The sequence below is a fragment of the Pseudomonas sp. GW821-FHT09A09 genome (genome assembly GCF_059418405.1).
This window is the reverse complement of record NZ_JBWKPU010000008.1, coordinates 157638-170335: the sequence shown is the minus strand read 5'-3', so window position 1 is coordinate 170335 and position 12698 is coordinate 157638. Positions and strand designations below refer to the sequence as shown.

12 protein-coding genes are annotated in these 12698 nt (G+C 60.4%); 11 read left to right on the top strand and 1 reads right to left on the bottom strand.

The features are described 5' to 3' along the window. Position 1: 1 nt before the first annotated feature. The 11 genes from cyoB to AC07OV_RS09410 all read left to right on the top strand — a co-directional run bounded on the left by cyoB (position 2) and on the right by AC07OV_RS09410 (position 11930). The gene (gene cyoB, locus AC07OV_RS09460; RefSeq protein WP_176996976.1) at positions 2 to 2020 is read left to right on the top strand and encodes a cytochrome o ubiquinol oxidase subunit I; all 2019 of its coding nucleotides are present in this window, start codon (positions 2 to 4) and stop codon (positions 2018 to 2020) included. Between the two features lie 3 nt (positions 2021 to 2023). After that, positions 2024 to 2650: a cytochrome o ubiquinol oxidase subunit III gene (locus AC07OV_RS09455; protein ID WP_058426759.1), complete on the top strand. Its 627-nt coding sequence runs from the start codon at positions 2024 to 2026 to the stop codon at positions 2648 to 2650. Continuing rightward, a complete protein-coding gene (cyoD, locus tag AC07OV_RS09450) occupies positions 2650 to 2991 on the top strand; it encodes a cytochrome o ubiquinol oxidase subunit IV (RefSeq protein ID WP_016979640.1) in 342 nt (113 codons plus the stop codon). The genes AC07OV_RS09455 and cyoD overlap by 1 nt, the downstream gene beginning before the upstream one ends. Before the next feature lie 11 nt (positions 2992 to 3002). After that, positions 3003 to 3890 carry a heme o synthase gene (cyoE, locus tag AC07OV_RS09445; protein ID WP_060754363.1) on the top strand — a complete coding sequence of 296 codons (888 nt, stop codon included), beginning with the start codon at positions 3003 to 3005 and terminating at the stop codon, positions 3888 to 3890. A 144-nt stretch (positions 3891 to 4034) separates the two neighbouring features. Next, the gene (gene ptaA / locus AC07OV_RS09440) at positions 4035 to 5120 is read left to right on the top strand and encodes a pyoverdine biosynthesis transaminase PtaA (protein ID WP_495092106.1); all 1086 of its coding nucleotides are present in this window, start codon (positions 4035 to 4037) and stop codon (positions 5118 to 5120) included. Between the two features lie 196 nt (positions 5121 to 5316). Continuing rightward, a complete protein-coding gene (locus tag AC07OV_RS09435; protein ID WP_176996979.1) occupies positions 5317 to 6024 on the top strand; it encodes a helix-turn-helix transcriptional regulator in 708 nt (235 codons plus the stop codon). 270 nt (positions 6025 to 6294) lie between these two features. After that, positions 6295 to 7365, top strand: coding sequence for a fatty acid desaturase family protein (locus AC07OV_RS09430; protein ID WP_176996980.1), 1071 nt, complete (start codon positions 6295 to 6297; stop codon positions 7363 to 7365). A 4-nt stretch (positions 7366 to 7369) separates the two neighbouring features. After that, positions 7370 to 8341 (top strand): proline dehydrogenase family protein, encoded by a 972-nt coding sequence (locus tag AC07OV_RS09425; RefSeq protein WP_495092105.1) that lies wholly within the window; start codon positions 7370 to 7372, stop codon positions 8339 to 8341. A 13-nt stretch (positions 8342 to 8354) separates the two neighbouring features. Then, a complete protein-coding gene (locus AC07OV_RS09420; RefSeq protein WP_495092104.1) occupies positions 8355 to 9605 on the top strand; it encodes an ATP-grasp domain-containing protein in 1251 nt (416 codons plus the stop codon). Then, positions 9605 to 10810, top strand: a complete 1206-nt coding sequence (locus AC07OV_RS09415) for an MFS transporter (RefSeq protein WP_495092103.1) — start codon at positions 9605 to 9607, stop codon at positions 10808 to 10810. The genes AC07OV_RS09420 and AC07OV_RS09415 overlap by 1 nt, the downstream gene beginning before the upstream one ends. 1 nt (position 10811) lies before the next feature. Then, positions 10812 to 11930: an aminotransferase class V-fold PLP-dependent enzyme gene (locus AC07OV_RS09410; RefSeq protein WP_495092102.1), complete on the top strand. Its 1119-nt coding sequence runs from the start codon at positions 10812 to 10814 to the stop codon at positions 11928 to 11930. A gap of 10 nt (positions 11931 to 11940) precedes the next feature. Here the strand turns inward: AC07OV_RS09410 and AC07OV_RS09405 are convergent, their stop codons facing one another. Next, positions 11941 to 12645: a hypothetical protein gene (locus tag AC07OV_RS09405; protein WP_176996985.1), complete on the bottom strand. Its 705-nt coding sequence runs from the start codon at positions 12643 to 12645 to the stop codon at positions 11941 to 11943. Positions 12646 to 12698: the final 53 nt, after the last annotated feature.

Genomic DNA, 12698 nt, shown 5'->3' with positions numbered 1-12698 from the left:
GATGTTTGGTAAATTAAGTTGGGATGCGGTCCCGTTCCACGAGCCGATCGTAATGGTGACTATCGCCATGATCGCGCTGGGTGGTCTGGCGCTCGTAGCAGGTATCACCTATTTCAAGAAATGGTCCTACCTGTGGACCGAGTGGTTGACGTCGGTCGACCACAAGAAAATCGGCGTCATGTACGTCATCGTTGCCATGGTCATGCTGCTGCGTGGTTTTGCCGACGCCATCATGATGCGTACCCAGCTGGCCATGGCCACCGAGGGGTCGCCTGGCTACCTGCCACCTGAACACTATGACCAGATCTTCACCGCTCACGGTGTGATCATGATCATCTTCATGGCGATGCCATTCTTCACCGGCCTGATGAACCTTGCCTTGCCGCTGCAGATCGGTGCCCGTGACGTTGCCTACCCGTTCCTGAACTCCCTGAGCTTCTGGCTGCTGGTTTCCGGCGTTGTGCTGATCAACGTTTCCCTGGGCGTCGGCGAATTCGCCAAGACCGGTTGGGTTGCGTATCCGCCACTGTCGGGCATTCAGTACAGTCCGGGCGTGGGTGTGGACTACTACATCTGGGCGCTACAGTTATCAGGGCTCGGGACGACGCTAACGGGGGTCAACTTCCTGGCCACCGTGCTGAAAATGCGCGCCCCTGGCATGAAACTGATGGACATGCCGATCTTCACCTGGACCTGCACCTGGGCCAACGTCCTGATCGTGGCTTCGTTCCCGATCCTGGCCGCTACCATGGCGCTGCTGTCGCTTGACCGTTACCTGGATTTCCACATTTTCACCAACGAACTTGGTGGCAATCCAATGATGTACGTGAACCTGTTCTGGGCATGGGGTCACCCTGAGGTGTACATCCTGATCCTGCCAGCGTTCGGTATCTTCTCTGAAGTGATCTCGACCTTTACCGGCAAGCGCCTGTTCGGTCACCACTCGATGGTCTACGCATCGGGCGCAATTTCTGTACTGGGCTTCATGGTGTGGCTGCACCACTTCTTCACCATGGGTTCGGGTGCCAGCGTCAACGCCTTCTTCGGCCTGGCAACGATGCTGATTTCCATCCCGACGGGGGTGAAGCTATTCAACTGGCTGTTCACCATCTACCACGGCCGTCTGCGTATCACCAGCCAGGTTCTGTGGACCCTGGGCTTCATGGTGACCTTCGCCATCGGCGGCATGACCGGCGTACTGCTGGCCATCCCGGGTGCTGACTTCGTCCTGCACAACAGCCTGTTCGTGATCGCTCACTTCCACAACGTGATCATTGGTGGTGCTGTATTCGGTTACATCGCTGGTTTCAGCTTCTACTTCCCGAAAGCGTTCGGCTTCAAGCTGCACGAAGGTTGGGGCAAGGCTGCATTCTGGTTCTGGATCTCGGGCTTCTTCGTCGCGTTCATGCCGCTCTACGCATTGGGCTTCATGGGCATGACCCGTCGTCTGAACGCCACGACCAACCCTGAGTGGGTGCCGTACCTGTACGTCGCCATGTTCGGTGCGGTGATGATCGCTGTGGGTATTGCCTGCCAGCTGATCCAGCTGTACGTGAGCGTCCGTGACCGTAAGCAGAACGCTTGCGACTCCGGCGACCCATGGAATGGCCACACCCTGGAATGGTCGACTTCGTCGCCACCGCCGTTCTACAACTTCGCCGTGATCCCTACTGCGAACACCATTGATGCGTTCACCGAAGCCAAGGAAGACGGTACTGCGTACCAGCGTCCGAAGCACTACGAGCCGATCCACATGCCAAACAACACCGCCACTGGCGTGGTGATGGGCGGCCTGCTGACCGTATTCGGTTTCGCGATGATCTGGCACATCTGGTGGCTGGCGATCGTGAGCCTGGTGGGCACTATCGGTTACTTCATCATTCACGCTGCCCGTGATGATCAAGGCTACATGGTGCCGGTCGAGACGATCGAGCGCATCGAAGCCGAGCAGCACGCTCGCCTGGTAGCCGAGAAGAAGATTCCGGCCAACCGTGTAGAAACCTCGTTGGAACAGGCTTAAACCATGTCGAACTTAGTGACCAATGCTGGACACGCCCATGTCGATGACCATGGGCACGATGACCATCACCACGACTCGGGGCCAATGACCGTTTTCGGTTTCTGGCTCTACCTGATGACCGACTGCATCTTGTTTGCGTCGATCTTCGCGGTGTACGCGGTACTGGTAAACAACGTAGCGGGTGGCCCGTCGGGCCACGACATCTTCGAACTGCCTTACGTGCTCGGCGAAACCGCCTTGCTGTTGTTCAGTTCGATCACCTACGGCTTCGCCATGTTGGCCTTCTACAAGGGCAACAAGAAAGGCGTTCTGAGCTGGTTGGCACTGACCTTCCTGTTCGGCCTGGGCTTCATCGGCATGGAGATCAACGAGTTCCACCTGCTGATCTCCGAAGGCTACGGCCCGCACCGTTCCGGCTTCCTGTCCGCGTTCTTCACGCTGGTAGGCACCCACGGTCTGCACGTTTCGGCTGGCCTGCTGTGGATGGCGGTGATGATGTATCAGGTCAATAAACACGGCCTGACCAACACCAACAAGACTCGCCTGACTTGCCTGAGCCTGTTCTGGCACTTCCTGGACGTGGTCTGGATCTGCGTATTCACCGTCGTCTACTTGATGGGGACTCTGTAATGGCTAATGCACACTCCCATGACCATGACAGCCATGATGCGAGCCACGGCAGCGTTAAGTCCTACGCTATCGGCTTCATCCTGTCGGTCATCCTGACGCTCATCCCGTTTGGTCTGGTGATGTACCCGACCCTGCCAAAGTCGATCACCTTGATGATCGTGCTGGCATTCGCGGTGATTCAGGTTCTGGTTCACCTGGTGTACTTCCTGCACCTGGACCGTTCCAAGGAACAGCGCGATAACGTGGTTGCCTTCGTGTTCGCAGGCATCGTAATCGTGCTGCTGGTTGGCCTGTCGATATGGATCATGTTCAGCATCCATACGTTCATGATGGCGAAGTGAGGTAAGACCCGATGTCGCTTAAGCACTTTATCCAAATCACCAAACCGGGGATCATTTTCGGTAACGTGCTTTCTGTGGCGGGCGGTTTCTTCCTGGCCTCCAAGGGACATGTCGATCTGGCCATCTTCCTGGCTGCAATGATCGGCACGTCCCTGGTGGTAGCTTCCGGATGTGTGTTCAACAACTGCATCGACCGTGACATCGATATCAAGATGGAGCGCACCAAGAACCGCGTGCTGGTCCAGGGCCTTATCTCCCTGAAACTGGCGCTGGTCTACGCGACCGTCCTGGGTGTTGCCGGTGTGGCACTGTTGTACAAGGTGGCCAACCCGTTGGCGGCGCTGTTTGCCGTGATCGGGTTTGTCATCTACGTCGGCCTTTACAGCCTGTACCTCAAGCGCAAGTCGGTGCACGGCACGCTGGTGGGCAGTCTGTCGGGGGCGATGCCGCCGGTGATTGGTTATGTGGCTGTGACCAATAGCTTCGACATGGCCGCGCTGACGCTACTGGTGATGTTCAGCCTGTGGCAGATGCCGCACTCCTACGCCATTGCGATTTTCCGCTTCAATGACTACCTGGCTGCGTCGATTCCGGTTCTGCCGGTCAAGCGTGGCATCCAGGTGGCCAAGAAACACATCCTGCTGTACATCCTGGCCTTCCTTCTGGCGACCTTGATGTTGACCTTCAGTGGTTACGCCGGCATGAGCTACCTCGCCGTCGCCGCCGCCATGGGCATGTACTGGTTGTACATGGCCTGGACCGGCTACAAGGCGGTGGATGACACCGTCTGGGCGCGCAAGCTGTTCGTGTTTTCGATCTTCACCATCACCGCGCTCAGCGTGATGATGTCCCTGGATTTCCAAGTGCCGAAAGAGCTGTTGCTGACCTACGCTCACTGAGTGGTCCTGCAGTGAAAAAGCCCCGCCTTCGAGAGAAGCGCGGGGCTTTTTCTTGGGCGCCGGTTAAATCAGCTGGGGCAATGCTCGTCATACCCCTCTGAATGAGTAGTGAGAATTCATCGCCCGCCTACAAGGAGTAGCTCCATGTTCAGCGTCAGTCGCCGGTCCCTTCTCACCGTGGGCGCAGCCCTGCCTCTGCTGGGGCGCCTGGATTGGGCGGTTGCCAGCCCGCCACCGGCCAAGGCCGAGAGGCTGCGGCTGAACTACAACGAAAGCCCCTACGGGCCCTCTGGCGCGGCGCGGGAGGCCATGCAGCGGGGGATCGCCACCGCTGCGCTGTATCCCTATGGCCATATGTATGCGCTGGCCGAACTGTTCGCCCAGCAACAAGGCATTGCCGAAGACCAGGTGGCGGTGTTTTCCGGTTCGATGGCGGCCCTGCGCTATGCGGTACTGGCGTTTACCAGCCAGACCCGTGGCCTGGTGATGGGCACGCCGTCCTATGAAGTGCCGCGCCAGGCAGCCGAAAACTGGAAGGCGCCGGTTCAGGAAGTGGACCTCAACGCTGCGCACGCCCACGACATTCCCGCCATGTTGGCTGCTGACCCCCAGGCCGGCATGCTCTACGTATGCAACCCCAACAACCCCACCGGCACCCTGACCCCCACCGACGCCATCCGCGAGGCACTGGCGAACAAGCCCAAGGGCAGCGTGCTGGTGGTGGACGAGGCCTATATCGACTTCTCCGATGCGCCCAGTTGCATCAGCTGGGTCAAAGAGCACGACGACCTGCTGGTGCTGCGCACCTTCTCGAAAATCTACGGCCTGGCCGGTGCCCGTGTGGGCCTGGCGATTGGCCATCCGGCGTTGCTGGAGCGGCTGGCGGTATTCGGCGGCGACAACGTGCCGGCCGGCTCCAGCCTGCTGGGTGCCCATGCCAGCCTGGAAGACGTGAAGCTGTTGCCCCAACGCAAGGCGCTCAATGCCCGGGCCCGCGATGAGACGGTCGCCTGGCTCAAGGCACGCGGTTTTACCTGCACGGTGTCGGCCAGCAACTGCTTCATGATCGACGTGAAACGCCCCGCCGAGCAGGTTATCGAGCGGCTGGCCGAGCACGGCGTGTTGATCGGGCGGGTGTGGAAGAACTGGCCGCAGTGGGTGCGGGTGACCGTTGGCAGTGCGCAGCAGATGCAGCGTTTCCGTGAAGTGTTTGCCGCACAGGTGGTCTGAGCTGAGGGATTGTCCTGCCCATGGTCGGCTTACCGTGGGAACCACTGGACAAGGCGTTTGGGGCATGTTTCATTCTTCTTGTTGTGTAGGGATATTTCCTACTGGGTGAGTCGACTCTGAATCGGGAGCTTCGGGATTGAAGCGCTCCGGCCAGAACGCTAGGCTCACCCGTAGTCACTCATCAGGGACGAGATTCATGCGAAGCAATGGTCAACCCAATAACAGCACGCCCATGCAGCCTGCCGACGTGCGCCAACTGCTCGATGCCGAGCTGACCCGACGGGGGCTTGGGCACTTCGAGGTCTATCAATGCGGGCCGACGCTGGATGAGGCGGAGATCATCTCCAACTACCCCGACGCCCTGGAGCGCGCGGACTCGGCCGATGACTTCTATCAGCGCGGCCAGTTGCTCTCTCTGTCCAAGGAACGGGTAAAACCCTTCTTCTGGAGCGATGAAAACCTGCTGACACCGGCTGAAGAGGCCGTGCCGGTGCCCGGGCCCTGCGCGCCGGTGGGGGAGGGCGCGAGTTTTATCGTGCACGGCAACCGTGGGTTTTACTCGATCCTCAACCTGTGCAGTTTCGGCGAAGGGCAACGGTTTCGCGACACCGTGCTGGCCAACAAAAGCGAGCTGCAGATGCTGCTGGTCTCGGTGTACGACGAGGCATTGGAGAGCTGCGCGCCTGCACTGACCCAGCAGACCGTGCTCACCCCCCGCGAAACCGAAGTGCTGTCGTGGACCAGCCTGGGCAAGACCTACAACGAGATTGCCCTGCTGACGTCGATGAGCCCGCGCACGGTCAAATTCCACATGAAAAACGTCTTCGACAAGCTGGACGTCACCAACGGCAAATCTGCCATTCGCAAGGCCCTGCAACTGGGCTATATCCGCGAACAAGCCTGACCCACACCGGTTAACCCCACGCCCGCCTGCGATTTTTCGCAGGCGCGCGTTCGCGTGCGCGTGGCATTGGGGCCTACCTGTCTAAAAGGGCAGCTTGTTAGCGATGGGGCGGTGCTTTAGTTTTTTTCGCAGCCGAAGAGTCTAGCTCAGGCAAAAAAAACGTTAGCTGCAATACCTAAAAAAATGCCCGAGCCGGTAATGAGCCAGGAAGTCCAGTGCCACTCGCGCGGGTTGGGTGTTGCAGCGTGCCGCTTAATTAATGGAGTGATTATGCTGGTCGATCAGAACAAAGAAGCTGCTGGCGAATACGCTGCGGGTATCTCCCGCGAGACCTTCGGGATGCTCAAGCACTTATGCAAAAAAGATAACTATCACTGGGCCGTCGCGCTGGGCAAGGACTACGCCATCATCGCGTTTGCGATCTACCTGTCCCTGGGGATCAGCTACTGGTTCTACCCGGTTTCGCTGTTTCTGATTGGCACCACCCAACGCGCCCTTGCGAACGTGCTGCATGAATCGGCGCACAAGATGTTGGCCAAGAACCGCTTTATCAACTGGTTTTCCGGCACGTTCCTCTCTGGTTATCTGATTTTCCACCTGCACCAGTCCTACAGCATCTCGCACATCAAGAACCACCACGTGCACCTGGGCCACCCGGAAAAAGACCCGGATTACAACTTCCACCTCAAATGCGGGCTGTACGACGTCAAGCAGAGCGAGCGTGAGTTCTTCCTGAAAAACGTACTGCTGGCCCTGTCCGGCTACCGCACCGTGCAGTACATCCGTTACATCATCAAGGACCGCGTCAAGGCCCAGGGTTCGGACAAGAAGATCCGCAACGAACGCCTCATGCTGTGGACATACTGGGCGGCGATCTTCGCCGTGGCCGCCAGCTTCGGCGTGGTCACTGAGTTGCTGCTGTTCTGGCTGGTGCCGCTGTTCACTACCGCCGTGGCCGTGGGTTGGATCATCGAGCTGGCCGAGCACTACCCGCTGCCCGCTGCCGAAACCGAGAAGCTGCTGCTGACCCGCAACCGCAAGGGCAATGCTTTGGAGAACTTCTTCTTCGGCCGCCACGACGACAACTACCACCTGGTGCACCACCTGCACCCGGCCATCCCGCACTGGAACATGCGCAAGGCCCACGAGCTGCTGATGTCGCATCCCGAGTACGCCCGCTGGGACAACCTGTGGGCCGGGATTTTCACCCGCGACCGTCACAGCCCCAACAAGGAAACCATGCTCAGCTACGCGGCCAAGTTCCGCGCCCACAAGATTGCCAACCATGCCGACGACTCGAGCTTCGCCCGTCGCATGCTCAACCAGGCCTACGGGGTTTGACACCATGCACAACACAGACAACAGCCTGCTGGCGACCCTGGCCCTGAAAAAGCTTGCGGCCAACAAGACCTACCGCGACCTGTTCCTGGCCAGCGACACCCTGCGTGATTTCCTGCGCCCGGCCGCCTTGCGCTACATCATTTCCGAAGACCGCCTGGAGATGCTCGACAAGCTCGCCGCCCTGCAAGGCAAGGGCTATCGCACCGGCGTCGAGTACGTGGGCGAAGAGGCCACCACCCTGGCCGAGGTGACCACCGCCACCGACGAATACCTCACGCTGATCGACCTGATGGCGCTGCACCCGACGCTGAACGAGCCGCCGCAACTGGGCTTCGACCTGTCCAACGTCGGCACCATCATTTCCCGTGAGCTGGCAATCGAGAACTGCTCGAAGATCCTCACCCATGCGGCCGACAAGGACGTCGGCGTGATCCTCAGCATGGAGCGGTCCCAGTGGACCGACTCGATCCTCGACATCTTCATGCACCTGAGTGCGCGGTTTCCCAACCTGGGCATCACCCTGCAGGCGCAGTTGAACCGCACGCCCGATGACCTGGGTGAGATCCTCGGTACCGGCTGCAAAGTACGTCTGGTCAAAGGCGTCTACGCCGAGCCGGCCGCCATCGCCTTGCCCCGTGGTGCGCAGTTGGACGAGCGCTACCTGGGCCTGCTCGACCGTATCAACGGTGCCAGCAGCAACTACGCGTTCGCCACCCAGGACCCGCAGTTGGTCGAGCAGATCCTCACCAGCGGCATCGCCAGCCGTGGCGAGCTGGAGATGCTCCACGGCGTGCGTCCCGAGTTGATCAAGGCCGTCAAGGTCGCTGGCCAGGTCAAGACCCGCGTGTCGGCGGTGTACGGCACCAACTGGTACTTGCACCTGCTGCACCGCGTCGCCGAATTCCCGCAGAACATTTTCCTCGCGCTGGACGACGTGGCGTCGCCGCGCCCTTCCGAAACCGCCACTCATTACTGAAAAGGACATCCTCATGAAACAGTACGTCGCCTTGGTTGATGTCTACTCCAGCGGTAACTTCCTGCCTAAATTCTTTCGGGATGCCGGCCTGGGCCTGATCCATGTACAGAGCACCCCGGAACTGATGCCGAGCATGCTCGGGCCGAACCTGGATGAGTTCGAACACAACCTGATCTTCAACGGCAGCGCCGACGCCGTGGTGCGCCGCCTGCGTGAGTTCGATGTGGTGGCGGTGATCGCTGGCCAGGAGCCTGGCGTGCCGTTTGCCGACTACCTGAGCGAACAGCTGCAATTGCCGACCTCCAATGGCAGCGCCGGCTCCCGGGCGCGCCGCGACAAGTTTGAAATGATCGGCAAGGTGGCCGCTGCCGGCCTGCTGACCGCGCGGCAGATCAAGTCCGCCGACCCTGCTGAATTGCTGGCGTGGGTCGAGGCCGGCCAGGTGTTCCCGTGCGTGGTCAAGCCACTCAGCTCGGCGTCTACCGACGGGGTTTCGATCTGCCACAACGTCGAGGACGTGAAGCGCGCCTGCCATGAAGTGGTGTCCAACCTGGACATCTTCGGCCTGGCCAACACCGAGATCCTCTGCCAGTCCTACCTCAAGGGGCCGGAGTTCATCGTCGATACGGTCAGCCGTGATGGGCAGGTGTATGTCTGCGGGATCTGGCGTTATGTGAAGCGCGAAGTCAGCGGTGGCAAAAACATCTATGACCGTGACGTGCTGATCGCCCCTGACAGCCCGGAAGCCAACGTGCTGGTGGACTACATCGTACAAGTGCTCAAGGCCCTGGGGATCAACAACGGCCCGGCCCACTCGGAAGTGATCCTGACCGAGGCCGGCCCTGCGCTGGTGGAAGTGGGCGCCCGGCTGAACGGCAACATGGAGCCCAACTTCCATGACATCAGCCTGGGCGGCAACCAGGCGCAGCTGACCTACCTGGCCTATTGCGACGGCGAGGCGTTCAAGGCCGGTTACGCCGGCAAGCGCTACCACAAGCTCAAGGAAGCCTGCGTGATCAACACCGACACCACGCTGCAAGGCGAAGTGACTGGCTTCAACGAGGCGGCCATTCACCTGATCGAAGCGCTGCCCTCGGTGCACAAGCTGAGCGTGAAGTACAAGGCCGGCAAGCTGATGAAGAAGACCGTCGACCTGCTCAGCAGCCCGTTGCGTGTGTTCCTGTTGTCGGAGAACCAGCGGGATATCGACCAGGATTACGAACAGATCCGCCAGTACAAAGACAACGTCTACGTGATCCGCTGATGGGCACTTATCGCGCGTTACGCGGGCTCAACGCCCGGCTGCAGTCGCTGTTCATGATCACCCTGGTGTTCCGCATGGGCACCATGGCGTTCCCGTTCTACGCGGCGTACCTGATTCATCAGCACGCCGTGTCGGCGGGCACGGCCGGCCTGTTGGTCGGCGTGTATGGCGCGGGTGCGCTGTTCGTGGACCTGATCATCGGCGCGGTGATCAAGCGCCTGGGGGCCAACCGGGTGATCCTCGGCTCGTTGCTGCTCAACGCGTTGCTGCTGTTGATCATCCCATCGGTGGACAACACCGCCGCGCTGTTCGTGCTGTCGTTCCTCTGGGGCGCCTGCTACGAAGCCTTCACGCCGGCGACGTTCTCCGAGACGGTGACCCACAGCAGCAGCGAGACGCGCAAGGTGGCGTTCTCCTGCAACCGTTTGGCGATCAACATCGGCATGGCGATCGGGCCGCTGTTGGGCAGCCTGATTTTCCTGAGCAACGCCGATGCGGTGTTTTACATCAATGCGGCGTTGTCCCTGGTGTCGTTTGCCGCCTGCCTGCGATTCGGCCGTGCGGTCACGGTTGACGCGGCGCAGGCAGCGCCACTGGCGAGCAAGGGCAATGGATTGCCGGAGACGGCACCGCACGAACGTTCGCGTTTGCTGGTGATCTTGCTGGCGGCGCTGCCGGTGCATGTGGCCTACGCCTTGCCGCCGACGTTTCTGTCGGCCTACATCATCACTTACACCGAACTGCCGGCGTATTACGTCGGCATCATTTTCTTCATCAACGCCTTGCTGGTGATCCTGTTCGAAGTGCCGATCAACCAGCGCATGGCGCACTTGTCGAGCAGTCGCTCACTGGTGGCGGGGTTCCTGGTGGCCGGGGTCGGGTTTTTCCTGATGGGCTTCAGCCATATCGGCGCGGTGCTGCTGGTGGCCACCGTACTGTGGAGCCTGGGCGAGATGATCGTGTTTCCCGGCATTACTCATTACGTGAGCAGCATCTCCAGCCGGCACACCGTGGACCGCAACCTGGGTTACTACTCGGCGGGGGTCAACATCGGGGTGATGATCACGCCGTCGCTGGCGTTCATGTTGGTGGCGCAGCCGTCCCTGCCGTCGCCGTGGCTGCTGGCCGGCACCGTGTTGCTGCTGTTCGCGGTGGCAGTGGGCGTGATGAAAAGCTCAACCCTCTTGTGGAACAAGGAAGCGTGAAATGAGCATCGTGCACTTGAACACCGCTGGCGCGGGCCTGATGTCCACGGCCACGTTGAATGCGATCCAGCGCTTTACCTCGATCGAAGCGCGCATTGGCAGTTATGAGACTGAACTGGCCTACGAGGAACTGCTCAACGTCGACCTGTACCGGGTCGCCGCCGGGCTGTTGAATGCGCAGCCGACCGACATCGGTTTTTTCAGCAGTGCCACCGAGGCCTGGACCAGCATCCTGAGCAAGCTCAACTTCCCCCGGGGCAAGCGGGTGTGGGTGTCGGCCTCGGAGTACGCGGCCAACCTGATCTTTTTCAACTACCTCAAGCTGTCTCGCGACCTCCGTGTCGAGGTGATCCCAACCACTGCGACCAGCCCGTTGGACCTGGATTGGGTGCAGCGCAACCTGGACGACGAGGTGTTCCTGGTCAGCGTGTCGCACCTGCCGTCATGCTGCGGCGTGATCAACCCGGTGGAAGCGTTGGGCGCGTTGCTCAAGGACTCGAGCGCGTTGTATGTGGTCGACGCCTGCCAGTCCCTGGGCCAGTTGCCGCTGGACGTACGTGACATTCGCTGTGATTTGTTGACGGGCGCGGGGCGCAAGTTTCTCTGCGGGCCGCGTGGCAGCGGGATTGCTTATGTGTCGCCACGCTTGCTCGGACAGTTGGAACTGAATTTTGCCGACCTGCATGCGGCCAGCACCGATGGCCAGGTCAACCGTATCGAGGTGTCCAGTGCGCGAGTGCTGGAGATTGCCGAGAAGAGTTTTTCAGCCCTGGTGGGCTTGCACACGGCGATGCGCGAATACGCGGAGGTGGGGGCGGCGGTGAACACCGAACCTTATGCCTTGCTGGTGCAGGAGCTGCGGCGCTTGCCACAGTTGCAACTGCTGTGTGAGCCGTTCGAGCAGACCGGGATTGTGTCGTTCGTGCCGCGCAACAGCTCGGCCAAGGTGTTCGTCAGCCTGGCCCGCGAACTGGGCCTCAACCTGTGGGCGGGCACTGCCGCCCACACGCCGTTGCTGCTCAAGGACCTGGGCGCCACGCATTTCGTGCGCGCCTCGGTCGGCCGGCAGGTCACCCTGGCCCAGGTGGAACAGGCCCTGGTGACACTGCGCAGCTTGTAGCGTCAGGCAGTCACTGCGCGGCGATGGTGTAGCCGTCGAACGCGCTCTGCTGTTGCAGCGCGGTCACGATGCTTTTGCGCGTGACCGGCTGCTCGACGCCGCTGTTGTCGACGAAGGTTTCGCCTTCCAGCTCGGCTTCGCTGCCTTCGCCCACGAAGGCAAAGCCTAGGAACTCCAGCGCTTCACGGTCGACGTTGAGCTTGGAGCGCGGTGTGCGCAGCGGCAGGGTGACACTGATGCCGTCCTTGCTGATCACATACACTTCTTCTTTCTTGGCCCGTGTGGCCTTGCTCTTGCCGGCGCTCGGGTTGCTGATGGCCTGGTGGCTCTGGTTCAGCACTTTGAGGGCCAGGCCGTAGACCAGCTCCTGGAACTCAGGGTCATCCTTGAAGCTGGACAGGATGCGGCTGATGGAGAATTGGCTGCTGAGGTTTTCCAGGGCGGCGTTGTCGGCAGCCTCGGCGTCTTTCAGCTGCTTGAGCTGGCCCATCAGGTCGTAGGCCTTGTCGTCATCGAAGGCATCGTGGGCCTGGCGGATGGCGACGCGCAGCTCGCGGATCTGGTCGCTTTCCTTGGAGGTGTGGAAGGCGTCCAGCACCATTTCGCTGATGATCTTGGCCGCTGGCACATGCTGTGAAAGATTGATGGCGTTTTCGTATTCAGCTTTGGATTGCAAGGCGACTACGGATTCTTCTTCGGTGTAGGAATCGGACATTGAAATTTCACTACTTCAGTAAACGGAGACAAAAAAGCGTCGCGCATTTTCAG